The sequence below is a fragment of the Streptococcus salivarius genome, assembly GCF_009738225.1.
GTDB lineage: Bacteria > Bacillota > Bacilli > Lactobacillales > Streptococcaceae > Streptococcus.
Genome location: NZ_CP018187.1, coordinates 2,114,065 through 2,139,075, shown reverse-complemented (window position 1 = coordinate 2,139,075; position 25,011 = coordinate 2,114,065). Strand labels below are relative to the sequence as shown.

At 41.4% G+C, this 25,011-nt stretch carries 14 protein-coding genes and 1 pseudogene; 14 read left to right on the top strand and 1 reads right to left on the bottom strand.

The window, feature by feature from the left end; translation table 11 throughout:
• Nucleotides 1–41 precede the first annotated feature (41 nt).
• The 12 genes and pseudogenes from BSR19_RS09825 to ilvC all read left to right on the top strand — a co-directional run bounded on the left by BSR19_RS09825 (nt 42) and on the right by ilvC (nt 17,101).
• Nucleotides 42–1,937, top strand: coding sequence for a M13 family metallopeptidase (locus BSR19_RS09825; protein WP_156247055.1), 1,896 nt, complete (start codon nt 42–44; stop codon nt 1,935–1,937).
• Between the two features lie 115 nt (nt 1,938–2,052).
• Nucleotides 2,053–4,665 (top strand): annotated as a pseudogene (adhE, locus tag BSR19_RS09820) (bifunctional acetaldehyde-CoA/alcohol dehydrogenase); the annotation flags it as partial.
• A gap of 160 nt (nt 4,666–4,825) precedes the next feature.
• Nucleotides 4,826–5,668 carry a hypothetical protein gene (locus BSR19_RS09815; protein WP_156247053.1) on the top strand — a complete coding sequence of 281 codons (843 nt, stop codon included), beginning with the start codon at nt 4,826–4,828 and terminating at the stop codon, nt 5,666–5,668.
• Between the two features lie 29 nt (nt 5,669–5,697).
• Nucleotides 5,698–6,675, top strand: coding sequence for a hypothetical protein (locus BSR19_RS09810; protein WP_156247052.1), 978 nt, complete (start codon nt 5,698–5,700; stop codon nt 6,673–6,675).
• A 159-nt stretch (nt 6,676–6,834) separates the two neighbouring features.
• Nucleotides 6,835–8,319: a threonine synthase gene (gene thrC / locus BSR19_RS09805; protein WP_156247051.1), complete on the top strand. Its 1,485-nt coding sequence runs from the start codon at nt 6,835–6,837 to the stop codon at nt 8,317–8,319.
• A 60-nt stretch (nt 8,320–8,379) separates the two neighbouring features.
• Nucleotides 8,380–9,666, top strand: a complete 1,287-nt coding sequence (locus tag BSR19_RS09800; RefSeq protein ID WP_156247096.1) for an MATE family efflux transporter — start codon at nt 8,380–8,382, stop codon at nt 9,664–9,666.
• A 111-nt stretch (nt 9,667–9,777) separates the two neighbouring features.
• Nucleotides 9,778–10,143, top strand: a complete 366-nt coding sequence (locus tag BSR19_RS09795) for an Asp23/Gls24 family envelope stress response protein (protein ID WP_002885694.1) — start codon at nt 9,778–9,780, stop codon at nt 10,141–10,143.
• Nucleotides 10,143–11,810 (top strand): DAK2 domain-containing protein, encoded by a 1,668-nt coding sequence (locus tag BSR19_RS09790; RefSeq protein WP_070437464.1) that lies wholly within the window; start codon nt 10,143–10,145, stop codon nt 11,808–11,810. The genes BSR19_RS09795 and BSR19_RS09790 overlap by 1 nt, the downstream gene beginning before the upstream one ends.
• A 168-nt stretch (nt 11,811–11,978) precedes the next feature.
• The gene (gene ilvD / locus BSR19_RS09785) at nt 11,979–13,700 is read left to right on the top strand and encodes a dihydroxy-acid dehydratase (protein WP_156247050.1); all 1,722 of its coding nucleotides are present in this window, start codon (nt 11,979–11,981) and stop codon (nt 13,698–13,700) included.
• A 133-nt stretch (nt 13,701–13,833) separates the two neighbouring features.
• Complete coding sequence (locus tag BSR19_RS09780) at nt 13,834–15,534, top strand: acetolactate synthase large subunit (protein WP_156247049.1); 1,701 nt, start codon at nt 13,834–13,836, stop codon at nt 15,532–15,534.
• Nucleotides 15,527–16,003 carry an acetolactate synthase small subunit gene (gene ilvN / locus BSR19_RS09775; RefSeq protein ID WP_002887025.1) on the top strand — a complete coding sequence of 159 codons (477 nt, stop codon included), beginning with the start codon at nt 15,527–15,529 and terminating at the stop codon, nt 16,001–16,003. The genes BSR19_RS09780 and ilvN overlap by 8 nt, the downstream gene beginning before the upstream one ends.
• A 75-nt stretch (nt 16,004–16,078) precedes the next feature.
• Nucleotides 16,079–17,101 (top strand): ketol-acid reductoisomerase, encoded by a 1,023-nt coding sequence (gene ilvC / locus BSR19_RS09770; protein WP_110980822.1) that lies wholly within the window; start codon nt 16,079–16,081, stop codon nt 17,099–17,101.
• Between the two features lie 154 nt (nt 17,102–17,255).
• Here ilvC and tyrS read toward each other — a convergent pair whose 3' ends face one another.
• Nucleotides 17,256–18,512 carry a tyrosine--tRNA ligase gene (gene tyrS, locus BSR19_RS09765; RefSeq protein ID WP_003092098.1) on the bottom strand — a complete coding sequence of 419 codons (1,257 nt, stop codon included), beginning with the start codon at nt 18,510–18,512 and terminating at the stop codon, nt 17,256–17,258.
• A 101-nt stretch (nt 18,513–18,613) separates the two neighbouring features.
• Between tyrS and pbp1b the strand changes: the two genes are divergently transcribed.
• The gene (pbp1b, locus tag BSR19_RS09760) at nt 18,614–21,037 is read left to right on the top strand and encodes a penicillin-binding protein PBP1B (RefSeq protein ID WP_156247048.1); all 2,424 of its coding nucleotides are present in this window, start codon (nt 18,614–18,616) and stop codon (nt 21,035–21,037) included.
• Nucleotides 21,038–21,396: 359 nt separating this feature from the next.
• Nucleotides 21,397–24,978 carry a DNA-directed RNA polymerase subunit beta gene (gene rpoB, locus BSR19_RS09755; protein WP_002885744.1) on the top strand — a complete coding sequence of 1,194 codons (3,582 nt, stop codon included), beginning with the start codon at nt 21,397–21,399 and terminating at the stop codon, nt 24,976–24,978.
• The last annotated feature ends 33 nt before the right edge of the window (nt 24,979–25,011 follow it).

Here is a 25,011-nt window from a genome sequence, read left to right as displayed (position 1 = left end):
GTTATAATGAAAGCACTTTTAATGTTGATGGAGGAAGTGTAATGACACGCTTACAAGATGATTTTTATGAATACGTCAATGGGAAATGGGCTGAGACAGCAGTCATTCCAGATGATAAACCTTCGACTGGTGGCTTTATGGACTTGGATCGAGATATCGAAAACTTGATGTTGGATATTACCGGAAAATGGCAACGGGGAGAAGAATTACCCGAAGATAGCATTCTGCAAAACTTTGTCAAATACCACAAGATGGTAGCTGATTTTGATGCACGGGAAGCAGCTGGTGTGGCACCAGTCATGCCCTTGATCAATGAAATCAAGGCTCTGTCTTCTTTTGAAGACTATACCAGCAAGTTGGGCACCTATGAACTAGCTGGCAAACCAAATCTCTTGCCATTTAGCGTGTCACCAGACTTTAAGAATGCCCAAATGAATGTCTTGTGGGGAGAAGCACCGGCTCTCATCTTGCCAGATACGACCTACTATGAAGAAGGTAACGAAAAAGGTCCAGAATTAGTAGCTATCTGGCGTCAAATGATGGAAAAACTCTTGGCAAAATTTGATTTCTCAGAGGAAGAAATCAAAGATATCCTGGATAAGGTCATTGCAGGGGACGCAGAATTGGCCAAATATGTCTTGTCAAACGAAGAAAAATCAGAGTACAACAAACTCTACCATCCCTATGAGTGGGCGGATTTCAAGGCCTTGGTCCCAGAATTGCCACTCGATGCCTTCTTTACAGAAGTGATCGGACAAACACCAGATAAAATCATCGTGCCAGAAGAGCGTTACTGGAAGGAATTCGCACCAACATTCTATTCAGCATCCAACTGGGAGACCCTTCATGCTGCATTGAAACTCGGAGCAGCTCTTTCTTGGACTCTATTCTTGACCGAAGAAATCCGTGTTTTGGCTGGTGAATATAGCCGTACGATTGCAGGTATTCCAGAACCTCGTCCAAAAGAAAAAGCAGCCTTATCAATAGCAGAAGTACCATATAGCCAAGCGCTTGGACTCTGGTATGCAGGTGAAAAATTCTCACCAGAAGCAAAAGCAGACGTGGAGCATAAAGTAGCGACCATGATTGAGGTCTACAAGGATCGTCTAGAAAAAGCAGACTGGCTCGCTCCTGAGACTCGTAAAAAAGCCATTGTCAAGCTCAATGTCATCACACCTCATATCGGCTACCCTGAAAAATTACCAGAAACGTATGCCAAGAAGGTTATCGACGAGAGCAAGACTTTGGTGGAAAATGCTCAAGCCCTTTACGAAATTTCCGTTGCCCATACTTGGAGCAAGTGGAACCAACCAGTTGATCGGAGCGAATGGCACATGCCAGCTAATATGGTCAATGCCTACTATGATCCGCAACAGAACCAAATCGTCTTCCCAGCAGCGATTTTACAAGCACCTTTCTATGACCTTCACCAATCATCATCAGCCAACTACGGCGGAATTGGTGCAGTCATTGCCCATGAAATTTCACACGCCTTTGACACCAATGGTGCTTCCTTTGACGAGCACGGTAGCTTGAAAGACTGGTGGAAGCCAGAAGATTACGAAGCCTTTACCGCTCGCACGCAAAAAGTCATCGATCAGTTTGAAGGGCAAGACTCTTACGGTGCTAAGATTAACGGGAAATTGACCGTTTCTGAAAACGTGGCAGATCTAGGAGGCATCGCTGCAGCCCTTGAAGCAGCTAAGAAAGAGGAAGATTTTTCAGCAGAAGAATTCTTCACCAACTTTGCTCGCATCTGGCGCATGAAAGCTCGGACAGAATATATGCAACTTCTTGCAAGTGTTGATGTCCACGCACCAGGAAAACTCCGTACCAATGTTCAACTACCAAACTTCGACGAATTCCACAAGGAATTTGACGTTAAAGAGAGCGACGGCATGTGGCGTGCCCCAGAAGATCGCGTGATTATTTGGTAATAATGATGAAATCTGTCCAAAAATGGATGGATTTCTTTATTTTTATCGTTGTAAGGGTTTACATAGTGACTAGAAAACGCTATAATATACTTGTGTTAAAGCTTGTGAAGTTTTTAACAAGTATTCAAAGGAGTTTCATATGACTAAACAAACTAAAGATGTTCAAACAGTAATAGATGAATTGGCAACAAAAGGGGTTGAAGCCCTTGATGCTATGGCTAACTTTACGCAGGAGCAAGTGGACCATATTGTTCACCAAGCTGCGATTGCTGCTCTAGATAAACACATGTATTTGGCTAAATTGGCCGTTGATGAAACAGGGCGCGGTATTTACGAAGATAAAGCCATCAAGAACATGTATGCTTCTGAATACATTTGGAATAGTATTAAATATGACAAAACTGTAGGCGTTATTGCTGAAGATAAAGAACAAGGCTTGGTTTCTATCGCTGAGCCGGTTGGTGTTATCTGTGGGGTTACACCAACAACTAACCCAACTTCAACAACCATTTTCAAAGCCCTCATTGCTCTTAAGACACGTAACTCTATCATCTTTGCCTTCCACCCATCAGCTCAGAAATCATCTGCAGAGGCTGCTCGTATTGTTCGTGATGCAGCTATTGAAGCAGGTGCACCTAAGGACTGCATCCAGTGGATTGAAGAGCCATCTATCGAAGCAACTGGTCTTTTGATGAACCATCCTAAGATTGCCACAGTACTTGCGACTGGTGGACCTGGAATGGTTAAGGCTGCTTATTCAACTGGTAAACCAGCGCTTGGTGTAGGAGCCGGAAACGTCCCATCTTATATCGCTGCTGATGCTAAGGTTAAACGTGCGGTCAACGATATCATCGTTTCAAAAACTTTTGATAATGGTATGATTTGTGCGTCTGAACAAGCAGCTATCGTTGATGCAGCTATTTATGACGAAGTTAAGGCTGAATTTGAAGCACATCAATGTGTCATCATTTCTAAAAAAGCTGACATTGCTAAATTGGAAAAAGTCGTTCTTAATGAAGCGCGTACAGCTGTAAATGGTGCCATTGTAGGTCACTCAGCTATTGAAATTGCTGAAAAAGCTGGCCTTAAAGTTCCTGCAGGTACAAAAATGCTTTTGGCAGAAATTCCAGATGCAACAATGGAACACCCACTTGCCTTGGAAAAATTATCTCCAGTACTTGCTCTTATCAAATCTGATGGCGTTGAAGATGGATTCAAAAAAGCAGAAGGTATGCTCAATTTGGGTGGTCTTGGACACACTGCTGTTATCCACACTGAAAATGAAGAGCTCCAACTCCAATATGGTATCCGTATGAAAGCCTGCCGTGTCTTGGTTAATAGCCCATCAGCTGAAGGTGGTATCGGTAATATCTACAATAACATGATCCCATCATTGACTCTTGGTTGTGGTTCACACGGTCATAACTCAGTGTCACACAATGTTAGCTCATTTGATCTCTTGAATGTTAAAACATTGTCAAAGCGTCGCAATAACATGCAATGGTTTCGCGTCCCACCAAAAATCTTCTTCGAAAAAGATTCAATAACTTACTTGCGTCACATTGAAGCTGAGCGCGTGATGTTGGTTTGTGACCCTGGTATGGTTCAGTTTGGTTATGCAGACTTGGTTAAACGCCAATTGGAACTTAACCGCCACAGACCGGTAGTAGATGTTTTCTCAGATGTTGAGCCAAACCCATCTACTAATACCGTTTATAAAGGTTTGGAACGCTTTGTAGATTTCCAACCAGATGTAATCATCGCTCTTGGTGGTGGTTCTGCAATGGACGCTGCTAAGGCTATGTGGATGTTCTTTGAACACCCAGATGTAAGCTTCTTCGGTGCTAAACAAAAATTCTTGGATATCCGTAAACGTACTTACAAGATTCCTTACGCTCAGAAGACACAATTCATCTGTATCCCAACAACTTCAGGGACAGGTTCAGAGGTAACGTCATTTGCGGTTATCACTGATAGTGAAACTCATATCAAGTACCCATTGGCAGATTATGCTTTGACTCCGGACATTGCTATCGTTGACCCTGCTTTGGTTATGAGTGTACCTGCCAGCGTTACAGCAGATACAGGTATGGACGTTTTGACTCACGCTATTGAATCTTATGTATCAGTCATGGCTAGTGACTATACACGTGGGCTTTCACTCCAAGCGATTAAACTTGTTTTTGAAAATCTTGAACATTCTTACCGCTTTGGTGATGAAGAATCACGTGAAAAGATGCATAATGCGTCAACAATGGCTGGTATGGCCTTCGCCAATGCCTTCCTTGGTATCAACCACTCACTAGCTCATAAGGTTGGTCCTATGTTTGACATTCCACACGGACGTACTAATGCGATTTTGATGCCTCACGTTATCCGTTACAACGGTCGTGATCCTCAAAAACACGCTATGTTCCCTAAATATGACTACTTCCGTGCAGACAAAGATTACGCAGATATCGCTCGTTTTATGGGATGGGGTACTGACAAGCAATCAGATGCTGAATTGGTTGAAGTTTTGGCACAAAAAGTATACGAATTGGGTATTGCCGTTGGTATTGCCATGAACTGGAAGGGACAAGGTGTTACTAAGAAACTTCTTCAAGACACTGCCTATACTTTGGCCGAACATGCTTATGAAGACCAATGTACAACAGCTAATCCGAAAGAACCACTTATTTCAGAATTGAAAGAAATCATCGAAATTGCCTTTGATTATAAAGGATAAGCGATAGACTAAAGTAGCTCTATAAGGGCTACTTTTTTTGCTAGAAACCTTCTATATTAGAGTGTTTATCCAAATTAAAAATAAAGGACTTTCCCGAATAAGATAGAAAAACGCTTTAAGAATTGTTATAATAACCTTACAGCGAGATAAGGAGATTCCTATGACAAAAGAAGAAGGGCTTAGTTTGGGTGAAACATCACATCCTCTCAAGTCTCGTGAATTGAAGCCACCAGTGGCTTCTGCAGCAGGAAATAGAGCGACTAATAAGTTTAAAGAGTTTAATGCTGATAGGATGGTGAGTGTTCAATTCAATCCTAGTCAACAAGTAAAAGAATCAAAGGAGCCAGTAACCTCAAAGAATATTGTGGGGATGATATCAGGTGTGATTGCAGCGATACTCACCATACTTTTAATTGTTTGTCTCGTGATGGGATACCGTTATCGAGCCGCAAGCATTGAGGGCGATTGGACAAGCCCAACCTTTAGTGAGAAAATGTTAGCCACTCTGAAAGATACTGCTAATACTAAGAATAAAGTTAGTAACGCTTTACCACAAGGTCAAGATCTTATCACCGATATCAATACAGTAATGACTATTACTGACAATAAGGCTCACTTAAAAGTGAGCTTTGTTTACAATCGTAAAGACCTTTATCAGGCTTACCAGAGTAGAGTTACTGAATTGAAAGGTCAGTACGGCGAGGAGTTCTCGGAGGTTTTTGATAGTTATTCATTGTCAGAAAAAGACTACTATAAACAGTTTGACGAGACGGTGAAGAAAGAACTTCCAAAGAGTTATACCTACGATGCCAAAACCGGTCGTGTCACAACAACTGCTTTTACGGGTGATATTAACCGTTGGGAGCAAACAATCACTGTGGATAAGGCTGGAGATTCAGATGCTTTTAAAAAAGGTGATGTATTAGATTATACGCCTAACAATGGAGGCTTTACTATTAAGGCACACAGTGAATTTGGTGACATTAGCTTTACAAAAAAATAAATAAAAAAGGAAATTAAAGGGGAATATAAATGACAAGAGCAGAATGGTTGGACTATTTTGAAACGGTAAACGGACGTAAGCCGAGTGTTCAGGAAATGGCGGATGCTTTGAAAGCTGGGGAGTTTGTTAATGAAGCACCGGCTAAAACTGAAGATACAGCTACTACTGAACCTATTAAGGTTGAGGCAGAAATCGTCGAGACAAGTACTAGTCCTCTACCAACTGAAACGGCACCAGTAGTAACAGCAACTGCACCTTCTACGGTTCCTTTTCCAGAAGGACAAGCAGCTATGGCAAATTTGGCTCCTAAAAAACCAATGGATCCCAAAAAGAAAAAACGCATCCTAGTCTCAGTTTTGTCAGCAGTAGTCCTTGTCTTCTTATGTATCGGTGGCTTTATGACTTACCGTTATGTGACAGGTAATATTGATGGCAAATGGTACAGTAGTTCTCTAGGTAGAGAGTATAGCTCAAGCATGTCTGAAAGTTTGACAGACTTGGATAGTAAGGAGCTTGAAAAGTACTTTAAAGATACTGCTGTAACCATGAAAGTAAAAGGTAGCAATGCGAAGGTGACTGCTAGCTATACTTTTGATAAGAAAACCTATATCAAGGACTATCGTGAGAGGGTTCAGAAGTCCTTCTCAGCCTTTGGAGATTTATTTAAAGCCTTCTATGGAGATTCCTTTGAAAACTATTATAGTGAGGAAACCATAGAAAAAGAACTTGATGAAGCTCTTGAAAAAGCTGCAAAAGACAGCGGTCAAAAGTATGATTCGAAGACAGGCGAAACAACGACAATCCTTTTCAAAGGGAAGGTTAGCCGTTTGGGACATAAGATGACTGTTACTTCTGTCAACAAAGACGTTGATATCGATAGTCTCAATGTGAAAAAAGGTCAAGAGCTAAAAGTGACTAAAAAAGATAAGAAAGTAACGCTTAGTGGTGATGGGAAATCAAAAGATATCACTTTCTCAACTAAGAATGACACCAAAGATAAATTTTAAGATGACATCCGGAATAGCTATTCCGGATTTTTTCATGTCTTTGAGAGGAGAAAATGGGGTGATATCCGAATGATTTTTCCACAAGTCATAAAACGTGTAGAAATATTCTGACAATTATGCTACAATAGAGCCACAGACTATCTAAAAAGAGGATTTACCATGACACTTGTATACCAATCAACACGTGACGAAAATAATAAAGTAACTGCTAGTCAAGCTATTCTTCAAGGTTTGGCAACAGATGGTGGCTTGTTCACACCATTGTCAACACCTGAGGTTGCTTTGGACTTTGATCAATTGAAAGACGCTTCTTACCAAGAAGTTGCTAAATTGGTCTTGTCAGCTTTCTTGGATGATTTTACGGAAGAGGAATTAGATTACTGTATCACAAATGCTTATGACGACAAGTTTGATACAGCTGCTATTGCACCAGTAGTTAAACTTAAGAACCACTACAACCTTGAACTTTTCCATGGTTCTACTATCGCTTTTAAAGATATGGCCCTTTCAATCTTGCCTTACTTGCTAACAACATCAGCTAAAAAGCAAGGTGTTGATAATAAGATTGTTATTTTGACAGCGACATCAGGTGATACTGGTAAGGCTGCTATGGCTGGTTTTGCAGATGTTCCTGGAACTGAAATTATTGTCTTTTATCCAAAAGACGGTGTTTCAAAAATCCAAGAATTGCAAATGACCACTCAAATAGGAGCTAACACTCACGTTATTGCCATTGATGGTAACTTTGATGATGCCCAAACCGATGTGAAACGTATGTTTAATGATGTTAACTTGCGTGAGAAATTGTTGGCTCATCATACGCAATTCTCATCAGCTAATTCAATGAATGTTGGTCGTTTGGTACCACAAGTGGTTTACTATGTGTATGCCTATGCGCAGTTGGTGAAGGCAGGTCATATCCAAAACGGAGATAAGGTTAACTTCACAGTACCAACAGGAAACTTTGGTAACATCTTGGCGGCTTACTATGCACGTCAAATTGGTGTCCCAGTTGGTAAATTAATCTGTGCTTCTAACGAAAATAATGTCCTTACAGACTTCTTTGCAACAGGTACTTATGACAAGAAACGCGACTTCAAGGTAACAACAAGTCCTTCTATGGATATCTTGGTATCTTCTAACTTAGAACGCTTGATTTTCCACCTTCTTGGTAATGATGCAGCTAAGACTAAAGAGCTTATGGATGCACTTGTGACTAAGGGTGAGTACACTTTGGCTGATGAAGATAAAGATATTCTTGATTTGTTTGCAGCAGGATTTGCAACTGAGGATGAAACAGCTGCTGAAATCAAACGTGTTTATGAGGAAGACAAGTATATTGAAGATCCTCACACAGCAGTTGCCTCAGCTGTTTACGAAGCCTATGTTCAAAAGACAGATGATCACACCCCAACTGTTATCGCTTCAACAGCTAGCCCATACAAGTTCCCACGTGTGGCTGTTTCAGCTGTTACTGGTAAAGACAGTGGTGATGACTTCAAAGCGGTAGAAGATTTGCATCAACTTTCAGGTGTAGCTATCCCAGCTGCTGTAGATGGACTTGAACGTGCAGAAGTTCGCCATAAAACAGTTGTTGCTGCAGCTGATATGCAAAAAGCAGTTGAAAGCTATCTTGGTGTATAAGAATAAAAAAATAGGAGCTGAGAAATCAGCCCTATTTTTATCAATATAAAAGAAAATATGATGACAGAAACAAAGAAAATTTTAAACATAGCCTTACCGGCTATGGCTGAAAACCTCTTACAAATGTTGATGGGGGTTGTCGATTCTTACCTAGTAGCTCAGGTTGGTATTGTTGCTATATCGGGGGTTTCCGTGGCCAATAATATCATTACGATTTATCAAGCTATCTTCATTGCCCTGGGGGCTTCGAGTGCTAGTGTCATTGCTAGAAGCCTAGGAAAAGGAGACGTTAAAGCGACTAACAGAGACACCTGGGATGCTATTATTATTACCCTTGCTCTTAGTCTTGTCTTGGGTCTACTCTCTATTTTTGGTGGTGGAGCCATTCTTAATCTTCTGGGTACTGAGCAATCGGTGACTCAGGCTGGTAGTCTCTATCTAGCCCTTGTCGGTGGTGGAGTGGTCTTTTTAGGCTTGATGACCACTTTTGGTAATATTCTACGAGCCAAGGGGCGCCCTCGTATTTCCATGGTTGTCAGTCTTTTGACCAATGTGCTTAATGCTATTTTATCCTCTTTAGCCATATTTGTTGGCCATTGGGGAATTATTGGGGTAGCGACAGCAACGGTTTTTTCTCGTCTGGTTGGGACAGTGATTCTATGGACAGCCATGAAATTGGATGTGAAGCAGTTTGAAATTACCAAACCTTTTAACAAGGAGTTATTGGGGATTGCCCTACCAGCTGCAGGTGAACGACTGATGATGCGTGCGGGTGATGTGGTAATTGTGGCTATTATTGTGACCTTTGGTACAGCTGTTGTCGGTGGTAATGCCATTGGTGAAAACCTTACCCAGTTTAACTATATGCCTGGTATGGGAGTAGCGACAGCGACGGTAATCCTAGTTGCCAATAGTTTGGGTCGAGGGGATAAGGCGCAGATGAAGCGTATTATTCGAGAATCTTACTGGATTTCGACTTTCTTAATGGTTTTGGTTTCAGGAAGCATCTTACTTTTTGGCCAAGGCTTGTCAAACCTCTTTACAGATAATAAAGCAGCCATTGCAGCCAGTCAAGTAGTTATTCTTTATTCTTTCCTTGGGAATCCTGTGACTTCGGGAACTTTAGTCTACACAGCAGTCTGGCAAGGTCTGGGCAAGGCCAAGATGCCTTTTTATGCAACGACTATTGGGATGTGGCTTATCCGAATTTTCTCAGGATACTTCTTGGGTGTAAGCTTGGGGATGGGACTTGCAGGAGTCTGGATTGCAACGGTTGTTGATAATATATGGCGTGCGGTCTTTCTCTACGTGATGTACCGTCGTTATCTCGTAAAGAGAAAGTTTTAATGATAAATACTGAGGAGATACTCTTATTCAAAGGGTATCTTCTTCTTATTTTTTACAAGTAAGCTCGAATATGGTAAAATAAGCTGATAAAAACTTTTTGAGGTAGTAATTATGACTGTAAAAATCAATACAAAAGATGGTCAAATCGAATTGTCAGATGATGTCATCGCAACAGTAGTTGGCGGTTCAGCAACAGAAATTTTTGGCGTTGTCGGTATGGCAAGTAAGAGTGCTATCCGAGATAATTTTCAAGCACTTCTTGGAAAGGAAAACTACGCAAAAGGAGTTGTCGTGAAATCTACTGATGCAGGTATCACTGTGGATGTTTACACTGTTATGAGTTACGGTGTTAAGATTAGTGAGGTTTCAAAAAATATTCAAGAACGTGTGAAATTTAATCTTGAGAATCAACTCGGTATCAAGGCTGAAACAGTAAATGTTTACGTTCAAAATATTAAAGTCGTAGGAGAAAACTAGTGTCTAAAATTACAACAAGCTTGCTTCAGGAGATGGTCCAAGCGGCAGCAACACGTTTAGGTAAGCAAGCAGAATATGTGAATTCACTCAATGTCTTCCCAGTACCAGATGGAGATACTGGAACAAACATGGGAATGACTATGGATAACGGAGCCAAAGCTGTCGCAGATCAATCAGCTTCAACAGTTGGTGAAGTTGGTCAGATTTTATCTAAAGGTCTTTTGATGGGTGCCCGTGGTAACTCGGGTGTTATCACGTCACAATTGTTCCGTGGATTTGGTCAAAGTATCAAGGATAAAACGGAACTTGACGGCCAAGATCTAGCTCATGCCTTCCAAGCAGGTGTTGAAGTTGCCTATAAAGCAGTTATGAAACCTGTCGAAGGAACAATCCTTACAGTATCACGTGGTGCAGCTTCAGCAGCGATTAAGAAAGCTGAATCTACGAATGATGCTGTTGAGGTTATGCGTGCAGCTCTCGATGGAGCTAAGGCTGCCTTGGCTAAGACACCAGAGATGCTTCCAGTTTTGAAAGAAGTTGGTGTGGTAGACTCAGGTGGTCAAGGTTTGGTCTTCATTTATGAAGGTTTCTTGTCAGCCCTCACAGGTGAGTATATCGCTTCAGAGGACTTCCAAGCGACACCTGCTACGATGACAGAGATGATTAATGCAGAACACCATAAGTCAGTTGCTGGTCATGTTGCAACAGAAGACATTACCTTCGGTTACTGTACGGAAATCATGATTGGTCTCAAACAAGGTCCGACTTATGTGAAAGACTTTGACTATGAAGAGTTCCAAAATTACTTGAGTAACCTTGGGGATTCTCTTCTTGTGGTTAACGACGATGAAATTGTAAAAGTTCACGTCCATACAGAGGATCCAGGTCTTGTCATGCAAGAAGGTCTTAAATATGGGGCTCTTGTTAAAGTTAAGGTTGACAACATGCGTAACCAACACGATGCACAAGTTCAAAAAGAAGAAGCTATCCAAGCTACACCTTCTGCTCCTAAAGACTTTGCCCTTATTGCAGTTGTTGCTGGAGATGGACTTGCAGATATCTTCAAATCACAAGGTGTTGACTATGTGATTTCAGGTGGTCAAACAATGAACCCATCAACAGAAGATATTGTTAAGGCTATTGAACAGGTCAATGCTAAGAATGTAATCATCTTGCCAAACAATAAAAACATCTTTATGGCAGCGCAATCAGCTGCTGAAGTAGTAGATGTCAATGCGGCTGTTGTTGAAACACGTACAGTTCCACAAGGATTTACAAGTTTGCTTGCTTTTGATCCTAGCCAAAGTATCGAAGCCAATGTTGAAGCTATGACAGCTAGTCTTTCAGATGTAACAAGTGGTAGCGTGACATTGGCGGTACGTGATACAACTATCGATGGTCTTGAGATTCATGAAAATGATATCCTTGGTATGGTGGATGGTAAGATCCTTGTGTCTACACCAGATATGGACCAAGCCCTTCTTGACACCTTTGACAAGATGATTGACGAAGACAGTGAAATTGTTATGATTTACGTCGGCGAAGAAGGTAATCAAGAACAAGCTCAAGCACTTGCGGAAAAATTGGAAGAGGCTCACGAAGATATCGAAGTTGAAATCTTCCAAGGAGACCAACCAGTTTATCCATACCTCTTCAGTGTTGAATAATTTTGAATAATCATTTAGGAAGTCTTAGGGCTTCCTTTTTGTTTTGTCAGTTTTGATATAGCGGGGATATCTTTTCGGAATTACAAAAATATTCTGAAAATTCCTTGACATTACTTTCCAAAGTGGTAACATATGTTGTAAGAAATTTTATAGATTGAAGGTAACATCATGAGAAGTGATATGATCAAAGTTGGTGTTGATAAGGCACCAGCACGCGGACTTTTGTATGCGACTGGGCAAGTTAAATCTGCCAATGATATGCAAAAGCCCTTCATTGCTATTTGTAACTCTTATATTGATATTGTTCCAGGGCATGTTCACTTGCGTGAATTAGCAGATATTGCCAAGGAAGCCATCCGCGAGGCTGGCGGTATTCCTTTTGAGTTTAATACCATTGGTGTGGATGATGGGATTGCCATGGGGCATATTGGGATGCGTTACAGTCTTCCATCTCGTGAATTGATTGCCGATTCTGCAGAAACAGTTATTAATGCCCACTGGTTTGACGGGGTTTTCTACATTCCTAACTGTGATAAGATTACACCAGGGATGATTTTGGCGGCCATGCGTACTAATGTGCCAGCAGTATTTTGTTCTGGTGGCCCTATGAAGGGTGGCGTTGACATGACTGGTCACCAAGCGACGCTATCAAGTTTGTTTGAAGCTGTAGGTACCTATCAGGCTGGAGATATGAGCAAGGAAGAGCTCGATTATTTGGAGAAAAATGCTTGTCCAACTTGTGGTTCATGCTCAGGAATGTTTACCGCTAACTCAATGAACTGTTTGATGGAAGTTTTGGGCCTTGCCCTTCCAGGTAACGGTACTATCCTAGCCGTTTCAGATGAACGTCGTGAATTGGTTCGTCAGGCAGCCATAAAATTGATGGATAACATCAAAAATAATGTTCGCCCACGTGATATTGTGACCAAAGAAGCCATCGATGATGCGTTTGCTCTAGATATGGCCATGGGTGGTTCAACCAATACTGTTCTTCATACGCTTGCTATTGCGCGTGAGGCCGGTATTGACTATGATCTTAAAGACATTAACGAGATTGCCAAGAAGACACCTTATCTCTCTAAAATTGCACCTTCAAGTGTTTACACTATGCATGATGTCCATGAAGCTGGTGGTGTTCCAGCCATTATCAATCAGTTGATTAAAAAAGGAGCCATTAAGGGTGATCGTATTACAGTTACTAGTAAAACTTTGAAAGAAAACGTAGCTGGTGCTGAAATCAAGAATGAAGAAATTATCCATCCAATTGAGAATCCTATCTCACCAGTTGGTGGTTTGTCTATCCTTTACGGAAATATTGCTCAGGATGGAGCTGTTATCAAGGTCGGTGGTGTAGATCCATCTGTTAAAACTTTCCGTGGTAAAGCTATTTGTTGTGATTCACAAAATCAGGCCCTTGAGTTGATTGATAATGGAACAGTTAAGAAGGGCCATGTCGTTGTCATTCGTTACGAAGGTCCTCAGGGTGGACCTGGTATGCCAGAAATGTTGGCACCAACTTCTAAGATTGTCGGACGCGGTCTTGGTAAGGATGTGGCTCTGATTACGGATGGTCGTTTCTCAGGAGCTACTCGTGGTATTGCGATTGGTCACGTTTCTCCAGAAGCAGCAGAAGGTGGTAATATCGCCCTAATCGAAGATGGCGATGAAATCGTGATTGACCTACCAAATCGTACCCTTGATCTGCTTGTAGATGATGCAACCCTTGAAGAACGTCGCAAACATTTGAAACCTTTCAAATCAAAAATTTCAAGTGGTTGGTTGCGTCGCTATACAGCCTTTGCTAAATCAGCCAATGTTGGCGGAACTTTGATGAGTGACGAAGAATTCGAAGAACGTAAAGCAGAACGTCAAGCACAAGAAAAAAACTAAGAACATTCTTTCCGAAGAGTTTGTGATATTTTTCTCCGAAACCCTTGCAAATTTGGTTAAAAATGTTATCATAGTATACAAGGTTTTGAATTTTTAGACAATTCGAAAAAAACAACTACTAAAGGAGGTCCATGTGAAGAAAATTGAACTTGAAGAAGCACGCTCTGGTGCTGATTTAATTCTAGATACACTTCTTGAACTTGGGATTTCAACTATCTTTGGATATCCTGGCGGAGCGGTTCTTCCTTTGTATGATGCTATTTACAAAAATGACAAGATTAATCATATCTTATCTCGTCATGAGCAAGGAAGTCTGCACGAAGCTGAAGGTTATGCCAAATCAACTGGTAAACTCGGTGTTGCTCTTGTAACGAGTGGTCCTGGTGCTACTAATGCTATTACAGGGATTGCAGATGCTATGAGTGATAGCGTACCTCTCCTAGTCTTTACTGGTCAGGTCGCAACACCAGGTATTGGTAAGGATGCCTTCCAAGAGGCTGACATTGTCGGAATTACCATGCCGATTACAAAATACAATTATCAGATTCGCGATACAGCTGATATTCCTCGTATTATTAGGGAAGCGGTTCATATTGCAACAACTGGCCGACCTGGTCCAGTTGTTATCGACCTCCCTAAAGATGTCGTAGCTAAGGAAACAGCCTTCATCAACAATCCTGAAATTAATCTTCCAAGTTACCAACCGACGCTAAGACCAAACGAAATGCAAATCAAGAAAATCTTGAAGCAGTTGGGTAAAGCTAAGAAGCCGGTTATTGTAGCTGGAGGTGGGGTGTCTTATTCTGAATCTGCTAAGGAGCTAGTTGCTTTTGCAGAACGCTACCAAATCCCAGTTGTTACAAGTCTTTTAGGTCAAGGGACAATTGCTACTAGTCATCCCCTCTTCTTGGGTATGGGTGGTATGCACGGTTCATATGCAGCTAACATTGCTATGACCGATGCTGACTTTATGATTGCCATTGGTTGTCGTTTTGATGACCGTTTGACAGGTAATCCTAAAACATTTGCCAAGAATGCCAAGGTTGTCCATATTGATGTAGATCCAGCTGAGATTGGTAAAATTATTGCAGTGGACCTTCCAGTTGTTGGTGATGCCAAGCAAGCTCTTGAAATGCTCTTAGCAGAACCAGTGGTTAAGAATAACACTGAAAAATGGATTGAAAAAGTTACAAAAGACAAAGAGCGTGTACGTTCTTACGATAAGAAAGAACGTATGGTACAGCCTCAGGCAGTTATCGAGCGTATCGGTGAATTGACTAAGGGTGACGCGGTTGTTGTTACTGACGTTGGTCAACATCAAATGTGGACAGCTCAGTATTATCCATACCAAAATGAGCGTCAATTGGTGACCTCAGGTGGTCTTGGAACAATGGGATTCGGTGTCCCAGCAGCAATTGGTGCTAAAATTGCTAATCCTGATAAAGAAGTTATCCTCTTTGTTGGTGATGGTGGTTTCCAAATGACGAATCAAGAATTGGCTATCTTAAATGTTTACAAGGTGCCAATCAAGGTTGTTATGTTGAATAACCACTCACTTGGTATGGTACGTCAATGGCAAGAGTCCTTCTACGAAGGGCGTACATCAGAGTCTGTCTTTGATACCCTTCCAGATTTCCAATTGATGGCTCAAGCTTACGGCATTAAGTCTTACAAGTTTGATAATCCAGAGACAATTAATCAGGATTTGGAAGTTATCAAGGAAGACGTGCCAATGTTCATCGAGGTGGATATCTCTCGTAAAGAGCATGTATTGCCAATCGTTCCGGCTGGTAAGAGTAATCACGAAATGTTGGGGGTGAAGTTCAATGCGTAGAATGTTAACAGCTAAACTTCAGAACCGTTCAGGTGTCCTTAATCGCTTCACAGGTGTTCTTTCACGACGTCAAGTTAACATTGAAAGTATCTCTGTAGGGGCTTCTGAGGATCCTAACGTTTCACGTATTACGATTATTATTGATGTGAATTCTCAAAATGAAGTGGAACAAATCATCAAACAGCTTAATCGTCAGATTGATGTGATTCGCATCCGTGATATCACGGATCAGCCACACTTGGAACGTGAAGTTATCCTAGTTAAGGTATCAGCACCAACCTCTAAACGTGCTGAAATCTTGGCGATTATTCAACCTTTCCGTGCTTCGGTGGTTGATGTGGCACCAAGCTCTATCACTATCCAGATGACTGGTGATGCTGAAAAGAGCGAGGCGCTTCTACGAGTTATTCGTCCTTACGGAATCAAAAATATCGCTCGTACGGGTGCTACTGGATTTACCCGTGATTAAAAAATCCAACTTAAATTTGTTAACCCAGCCTTAAAAAGGCAATAAATTATTTTTTTAGAAAAGAGACATATTACTATGGCAGTTCAAATGGAATATGAAAAAGACGTAAAAGTAGCAGCACTTGACGGTAAAAAAATCGCCGTTATCGGTTACGGTTCACAAGGTCATGCGCATGCACAAAACTTGCGTGATACAGGTCACGATGTGATCATTGGTGTTCGTCCAGGTAAATCATTTGATAAAGCTAAGGAAGATGGTTTTGATACTTACACAGTAGCAGAAGCAACTAAATTGGCTGATGTTATCATGATCTTGGCTCCAGACGAAATCCAACAAGAACTTTACGAAGCAGAAATTGCTCCAAACCTTGAAGCTGGTAATGCTGTTGGTTTTGCACACGGATTTAACATCCACTTCGAATTCATCAAAGTTCCTAAAGATGTTGATGTCTTCATGTGTGCTCCTAAAGGACCTGGTCACTTGGTACGTCGTACATTTGAAGAAGGTTTTGGTGTTCCTGCACTTTACGCAGTATACCAAGATGCTACAGGTAACGCTAAAGACATCGCTATGGACTGGTGTAAAGGTGTTGGTGCAGCACGTGTTGGTCTTCTTGAAACAACATACAAAGAAGAAACTGAAGAAGATTTGTTTGGTGAACAAGCAGTTCTTTGTGGTGGTTTGACTGCCCTTATCGAAGCTGGTTTTGAAGTCTTGACTGAAGCTGGATATGCTCCAGAATTGGCTTACTTTGAAGTGCTTCACGAAATGAAATTGATTGTTGACTTGATTTACGAAGGTGGATTCAAGAAAATGCGTCAATCAATCTCTAACACTGCTGAATACGGTGACTATGTATCAGGTCCACGTGTTATCACTGAACAAGTGAAAGAAAATATGAAAGCAGTTCTTGCTGACATCCAAAACGGTAAATTCGCTAACGACTTCGTTAACGACTACAAGGCTGGACGTCCAAAACTTACTGCTTACCGTGAAGAAGCTGCTAACCTTGAAATCGAAAAAGTTGGTGCTGAATTGCGTAAAGCAATGCCATTCGTTGGTCAAAACGACGATGACGCATTCAAAATCTATAACTAATGTGATAGTCTCGAAAACCAGCCTAGTGCTGGTTTTTTTGTGTTCTGAAGAGAGTAGTTGGGAATCAATCCTACTGCTCTTTTTTGGTAGATAAATTGTAAAATATAGTGCAACAAAAAAACTCACTCCATTAAGGAGTGAGAATAGCCATAAATTAGTACGTCAAGACAAAGTTTTTCTTCTTACCACGACGGATAACAGTAATTTCATTATCAATTTTATCTGTATCTGAGAGAGTGTAATCCAAGTCTTGTACACGTTCACCGTTGATGTAGATAGCGCCGTTTTGGACATCTTCACGTGCTTGACGTTTAGATGGTGAAATTTTTGCATTGACGAGAAGTTCAACGATGTTCAGATTTTCATCTGCTGAAATTTCATATGTTGGGACACCGTTGAGGGCAACTTTAAGGTCGCGTGCTGAGAGAGCTTTAAGGTTACCAGCGAAGAGTTGTTCAGTGATGTGAACAGCTTGTTCGTAGGCTTCTTTACCGTGAACCAAAGTAACAACTTCACGAGCCAAAACCTTTTGTGCCAAACGTTGGTGACGAGCTTGGTCAAATTCTTTACCGATCTCTTCGATCTCTTCAAGTGACAAGAAAGTGAAAATCTTCAAGAAGCGAACGGCGTCATCATCCATGACGTTGAGCCAGAATTGGTACATTTCGTAAGGGGTTGTTTTAGTAGCATCAAGCCAGACAGCGTTACCTTCTGATTTACCGAATTTTTTACCAGTTGAATCTGTGATAAGTGGTACAGTGATGACGTGTCCAGATTTATCTGCTTTACGACGCAAGAGCTCAGTACCTGCTGTCATGTTACCCCATTGGTCAGAACCACCAATTTGGAGGGTTACGCCGTACTTATCGTTGAGTTCATAGAAATCGTAACCTTGCATGATTTGGTAGGCAAACTCAGTGTAAGAGATACCTGTTTCGATACGTTTCTTAACAGATTCCTTACTCATCATGTAGTTAACTGTGAAGTATTTACCTACGTCACGCAAGAAATCAATGAAGCTGACTGAACCAAACCAGTCATAGTTGTTGACCATAACGGCCTTGTTGTCACCATTTTCAAAATCAAGGAAACGAGAGAGTTGTCCTTGGATTTTTTCAACCCAACCTTCAACAGTTTCTTTGGTTTGCAGGCTACGTTCAGCATCTTTAAATGATGGGTCACCAATCAAACCTGTTGCACCACCAACGAGGGCGTAAGGTTTGTGTCCGGCCAATTGAAGTCGGCGACTTGTAAGGATAGCGACAAGGTGTCCAAGGTGGAGACTGTCTGCTGTTGGGTCATAACCAGTGTAGTATGAGACTGGTCCCTCTTCAAAGGCTTTTACAAGGGCTTCTTCATCAGTGGTTTGAAAAATCAAGCCACGTGCTTTTAGTTCTTCAAAAATTGTCATGATATTCTCCAGTAAAGTATATTCTGCACCATTATACCAAAAGAAAGCAACCCTATGCAAGCTTTGTCAAAGTTTGTTATAATAGGCTTTGAGGTATTTCTATGAATTTTGAAAAAATAATAAATTATTTTAGGCGACTAGGGCAGACTATTCGTACAAAGTTTGCTGGTTCTAGGTCTAAAAGAGGAGATAAATCTTTTAAAGAAAGGAAAGCTACGACTGGATCTAAGTGGAATCGTAAGCAAGCACGTAAGTCGCCTGAGGATGGGATGACACTCTTAGACATGGGTGATGTTTTCTTAAAAACCTTAAAGCTCTTGTCTGATTTCTTTTATGTGGTTATTATCGTTCTTACCTTATTCGGTGCAGGAATTGGTTTGGGTTATCTGGGGAGTCAAATTGAGTCTGTTCCGTCGATTAAGGACAAAACCTTGTTGAATCAGATTAGTGAGGTTAGTTTGGTATCTTCGATGAGCTATTCCGATTCCAAGAAGATTGCGGATATTGATACTGACTTGCTGAGAACACCTATTGAGAGTGATGCTATTTCTAACAATGTCAAAAATGCCATCATTGCGACTGAGGATGAAAATTTTAAAAAGCATAAGGGTGTTGTACCAAAGGCAGTTTTTAGGGCTTTGGTGTCATCAGTTTTGGGGCTTGGCTCTTCAAGTGGTGGTTCGACGCTAACGCAGCAGTTAATCAAGCAACAGGTAACAGGCGATGCGCCAACCTTTAAACGTAAGGCGGCAGAGATTATCTATGCCTTACAATTGGAGCGTCGCGCTTCTAAAAATGAAATTTTAACCGATTATCTGAATGTTTCTCCTTTTGGACGTAACAACAAGGGGAAAAATATTGCTGGTATTGAGGAGGCTGCTCAAGGTATCTTTGGGGTATCTGCAGCGGATTTGACAGTTCCTCAGGCGGCCTATCTGGCAGGTTTGCCACAGAGCCCGATTGTCTACTCACCTTATACAGCTGACGGTCAATTAAAAAATGCAGAGGATCTTTCTTATGGCTTAGCACGTCAGCAAGATGTACTCTACAATCTTTATCGCGGTGGCTATCTAGATAAGTCGCAGTATGAAAGCTATAAGGATTATGATATCACTAAAGATTTCAAGGCTGGTGAGAAGTCTGATGCCGTAAGTCATGACTATTTGTACTATTCTGTCATGTCTGAGGCTCAGGATGTCATGTATGATTATCTCGTTAAACGTGACAAGGTATCGAGTCAAGATTTGAAAAATGATAAGACCAAGGAAAGCTATCGTGAGAGGGCTCTTCAAGAGCTACAAACCGGTGGCTACAGCGTTAAGACAACTATTGATAATGCAGTTTATAATGCGATGCAAGATGCTGCGAGTCAATATGGTGTCCTCCTCGACCAAGGAGGCAATAGTGGAGTTGAAGTCGGAAATGTGCTCATGGATAATGCGACTGGAGCAATTCTAGGATTTGTTGGTGGTCGTAGTTACGAAAATAACCAAAATAACCATGCCTTTGATACGGCACGCTCTCCGGGATCTACAATTAAGCCTATTATTGCCTATGGAATTGCTATTGATCAAGGCTTGATGGGGAGCTCAAGTATCCTTTCTAACTACCCAACTAATTTTACGGGTGGAACGCCTATTCTCCATGATGGTGATAAGGGGACAGCTATGATGAACCTACAAGAGGCACTCAATACCTCATGGAACATTCCAGCCTTTTGGACTTATCAAATGCTTCAACGTCATGATGTTGATGTTGAGGGTTACATGACCAAGATGGGTTATAAGATTGCTAATTACAATATCGAGAGTTTGCCTCTTGGTGGGGGGGTTGAAACCACGGTTGCCCAGCAAGTAAATGCCTATCAGATGCTTTCAAATGGTGGCGTCTATGAAAAGGGCCATATGATTGATAGTATTACTGACCGGACTGGCGAAGTTATCTATCAACATAAATCTGAAGGGGTGCAAGTCTTTTCAAGAGCTACGGCTAGTATCATGGATAACTTACTCAAAGAAGTTGTGGTTAAGGGAGCGACAACTCAATTTCATTCTGAGTTGAAAAATGTCAATGGTGCAGCGGCTTCAGCTGACTGGATGGGTAAAACAGGAACGACAAATAATTTTGTAGATTCTTGGTTGATAGTGTCGACGCCTGGTATTACCCTTGGAGGTTGGGCTGGTTATGACAACAATGCACCTACCAATTCTAAAACGGGTTACATATATAATTCCCAATACATGGCTCGTTTAACTTCCGCCATCTACAATGCCAATCCAGGTATTTTTAAAACGGGAGATAAGTTTAATATCGATTCAAGTGCTATTAAGGCAAGTGTGCTCAAATCAACAGGCCTTAAACCAGCAACAGTGTCTGTTAATGGTCGTAGTGTTTCTGTAAGTGGTGAAATGGTTGATACTTATTGGGCTAAAAATGGGCCTGGAGATACAACCTACAAATTTGCTATTGGTGGAACTGACAGTGACTATCAAAAAGCCTGGTCTAGCATTCTTGGAGGGCATTAGGAATTCCCAAGAAAACTTGCAAAAAAGCAAAAAATTAGGTATAATATAGACAACTATTTGTCGTCTTACTTGGTTGAAATATTGTCCAATCAAGAGATACAGCAGTTAAATCAACGTTTTTTCGGTCAGATTTAGCTGCTATTTTTGTGCTTATTTTTAGGATTTTCAAGTGTTGTAACTCATATTTAAAGGTTCTAAAAATTCACAAACTAAGTGTTTTGCTTATCCTTGATCAGATAAGTGGATGTTAGTGTTTAATCACTTGTTAATGGGACAAGCAACTGAATAAGGCAGAAGACAAATATTTAAAGTGCACGACTTGCAAAGCAGGTCTCGAATGTAGAAAAGGAGTAGAAGACTTGGCAGGACATGACGTTCAATACGGGAAACATCGTACCCGTCGTAGTTTTTCAAGAATCAAAGAAGTTCTTGATTTACCAAACTTGATTGAAATCCAAACGGATTCATTCAAAGAATTCTTGGATACTGGTCTTAAAGAGGTTTTTGAGGATGTACTTCCTATCTCAAACTTCACAGACACTATGGAATTGGAATTCGTTGGTTACGAATTGAAAGAGCCTAAGTATACACTTGAAGAAGCTCGTATCCACGATGCATCATACTCAGCACCTATCTTTGTGACTTTCCGTCTTATTAACAAAGAAACTGGTGAAATCAAAACTCAGGAAGTCTTCTTCGGAGATTTCCCTATTATGACTGAGATGGGTACTTTCATCATCAATGGTGGTGAACGTATTATCGTTTCTCAGTTGGTGCGCTCACCTGGTGTTTACTTTAACGATAAGGTTGATAAAAACGGTAAAGTGGGTTATGGATCAACAGTTATCCCTAACCGTGGGGCATGGCTTGAGCTTGAAACAGATTCAAAAGACATTGCCTACACTCGTATCGACCGTACACGTAAGATTCCATTCACAACGCTTGTGCGTGCGCTTGGATTCTCAGGTGATGACGAAATTGTTGATATCTTTGGTGATAGCGAGTTGGTTCGTAATACCATTGAAAAAGATATCCACAAAAACCCAGCAGATTCACGTACTGATGAAGCGCTTAAAGAAATTTATGAACGTCTTCGTCCAGGTGAACCCAAAACTGCTGACAGCTCACGTAGCTTGCTTGTAGCTCGTTTCTTTGATCCACGTCGTTATGACTTGGCTGCTGTTGGTCGTTACAAAGTCAATAAAAAACTTAACATCAAGACACGTCTTTTGGGACAAACAATTGCTGAAAACTTGGTAGATCCTGAAACAGGTGAAATCCTTGTTGAAGCTGGTACTGAAATGACACGTGATGTGATTGATTCAATCGCAGAATACTTGGATGGTGATTTGAACAAATTTGTATACACACCAAACGATTATGCGGTGGTTACAGAACCTGTTGTTCTTCAAAAATTCAAGGTTGTTGCACCAAATGATCCAGATCGTGTGGTTACAATTGTTGGTAATGCCAACCCAGATGACAAAGTTCGTGCTTTGACAACAGCGGATATCTTGGCTGAAATGAGTTACTTCCTCAACCTTGCTGAAGGTATCGGTAAAGTAGACGATATCGACCACCTTGGTAACCGTCGTATCCGTGCCGTTGGTGAATTGCTTGCTAACCAATTCCGTATTGGTTTGGCTCGTATGGAACGTAACGTACGTGAGCGTATGTCAGTTCAAGATAACGAAGTCTTGACACCACAACAAATCATCAATATTCGCCCTGTAACTGCTGCTGTTAAAGAATTCTTCGGTTCTTCACAGTTGTCACAGTTTATGGACCAACACAACCCATTGTCAGAGTTGTCACACAAACGTCGTTTGTCAGCCTTGGGACCTGGTGGTTTGACACGTGACCGTGCCGGATATGAAGTTCGTGACGTGCACTACACGCACTACGGTCGTATGTGTCCAATTGAAACACCTGAAGGACCTAACATCGGTTTGATCAATAACTTGTCTTCATATGGACACCTTAACAAGTACGGTTTCATTCAAACACCATATCGTAAGGTTGACCGTGCAACTGGTAAAGTAACCAACGAAGTGGTTTGGTTGACTGCTGATGAAGAAGATGAGTACACAGTTGCTCAGGCTAACTCTAAATTGAACGAAGATGGAACATTTGCAGAAGAAATCGTTATGGGTCGTCACCAAGGTAATAACCAAGAGTACCCATCACACCTTGTAGATTTCGTGGATGTTTCTCCTAAACAGGTAGTTGCCGTTGCGACAGCATGTATTCCTTTCTTAGAAAACGATGACTCTAACCGTGCCCTTATGGGTGCCAACATGCAACGTCAGGCTGTGCCTTTGATTGATCCTAAAGCACCTTATGTTGGTACTGGTATGGAATATCAAGCTGCCCACGATTCAGGAGCTGCAGTTATCGCCCAACACGACGGTAAAGTTGTCTACTCTGATGCTGATAAAGTTGAAGTTCGTCGTGAAGATGGTTCTCTTGATGTTTATACTATTCAAAAATTCCGTCGTTCAAACTCAGGTACTGCCTATAACCAACGTACTTTGGTTAAGGTTGGCGATATTGTTGAAAAAGGTGACTTTATCGCTGATGGTCCATCTATGGAAGGTGGAGAAATGGCCCTCGGTCAAAACCCTATCGTCGCATACATGACATGGGAAGGTTACAACTTCGAGGATGCCGTTATCATGAGTGAGCGTCTTGTGAAAGATGACGTTTATACATCTGTTCACTTGGAAGAATTCGAATCAGAAACACGTGATACAAAGCTTGGGCCTGAAGAAATCACACGTGAATTGCCAAACGTTGGTGAAGAAGCCCTCAAAGACCTTGACGAAATGGGTATTATCCGTATCGGTGCTGAGGTTAAAGAAGGTGACATTCTTGTTGGTAAGGTAACACCTAAGGGTGAAAAAGACCTTTCTGCTGAAGAACGTCTTCTCCACGCTATCTTTGGTGATAAATCTCGTGAAGTACGTGATACGTCACTCCGTGTACCTCACGGTGGTGATGGTGTCGTTCGTGATGTTAAAATCTTCACACGTGCAAACGGTGACGAATTGCAATCAGGTGTTAACATGCTTGTTCGTGTTTACATCGCTCAAAAACGTAAGATCAAGGTCGGAGATAAGATGGCCGGTCGTCACGGTAACAAAGGGGTTGTTTCTCGTATTGTTCCGGTTGAAGACATGCCTTACCTTCCAGACGGTACACCAGTTGATATCATGTTGAACCCACTTGGGGTGCCATCACGTATGAACATCGGTCAGGTTATGGAACTTCACCTTGGTATGGCTGCACGTAACTTGGGTATCCACATCGCAACACCAGTCTTTGATGGAGCAAGCTCAGAAGACCTCTGGGATACTGTTCGTGAAGCAGGTATGGATAGTGATGCTAAGACAATCCTTTACGATGGACGTACTGGTGAACCATTTGATAACCGTGTGTCAGTTGGTGTCATGTACATGATCAAACTTCACCACATGGTTGATGATAAACTTCACGCTCGTTCAGTAGGTCCTTACTCACTTGTTACCCAACAACCTCTTGGTGGTAAAGCACAATTTGGTGGACAACGTTTCGGTGAGATGGAGGTTTGGGCCCTTGAAGCTTATGGTGCATCAAATATCCTTCAAGAAATCTTGACTTACAAGTCAGATGACGTTAACGGACGTTTGAAAGCCTATGAAGCTATCACTAAAGGTAAACCAATTCCAAAACCAGGTGTACCAGAATCATTCCGAGTACTTGTTAAAGAATTGCAATCACTTGGTCTTGATATGCGTGTCCTTGATGAGGATGACTACGAAGTTGAATTACGTGATCTTGATGAAGGTGAAGACGATGATGTCATGCACGTTGATGATCTTGAAAAAGCACGTGTACAACAAGCCAAAGAAGCTGCTGAATTAGAAAAAGCTAAAGAAGAAGCTTCAGATAAAACAGAATAAAATAAGCTTTAGAGAGGGAGTTCACTCTCTCTG

Excerpts from the sequence above, each read along its gene's own strand:
- BSR19_RS09815 (WP_156247053.1), top strand. The coding sequence starts at position 4,826 with ATGACAAAAGAAGAAGGGCTTAGTTTGGGTGAAACATCACATCCTCTC.
- ilvN (WP_002887025.1), top strand. The coding sequence starts at position 15,527 with ATGCGTAGAATGTTAACAGCTAAACTTCAGAACCGTTCAGGTGTCCTT.
- BSR19_RS09810 (WP_156247052.1), top strand. The coding sequence starts at position 5,698 with ATGACAAGAGCAGAATGGTTGGACTATTTTGAAACGGTAAACGGACGT.
- pbp1b (WP_156247048.1), top strand. The coding sequence starts at position 18,614 with ATGAATTTTGAAAAAATAATAAATTATTTTAGGCGACTAGGGCAGACT.
- ilvD (WP_156247050.1), top strand. The coding sequence starts at position 11,979 with ATGAGAAGTGATATGATCAAAGTTGGTGTTGATAAGGCACCAGCACGC.
- thrC (WP_156247051.1), top strand. The coding sequence starts at position 6,835 with ATGACACTTGTATACCAATCAACACGTGACGAAAATAATAAAGTAACT.
- BSR19_RS09795 (WP_002885694.1), top strand. The coding sequence starts at position 9,778 with ATGACTGTAAAAATCAATACAAAAGATGGTCAAATCGAATTGTCAGAT.
- BSR19_RS09800 (WP_156247096.1), top strand. The coding sequence starts at position 8,380 with ATGACAGAAACAAAGAAAATTTTAAACATAGCCTTACCGGCTATGGCT.
- ilvC (WP_110980822.1), top strand. The coding sequence starts at position 16,079 with ATGGCAGTTCAAATGGAATATGAAAAAGACGTAAAAGTAGCAGCACTT.
- BSR19_RS09825 (WP_156247055.1), top strand. The coding sequence starts at position 42 with ATGACACGCTTACAAGATGATTTTTATGAATACGTCAATGGGAAATGG.
- tyrS (WP_003092098.1), bottom strand. The coding sequence starts at position 18,512 with ATGACAATTTTTGAAGAACTAAAAGCACGTGGCTTGATTTTTCAAACC.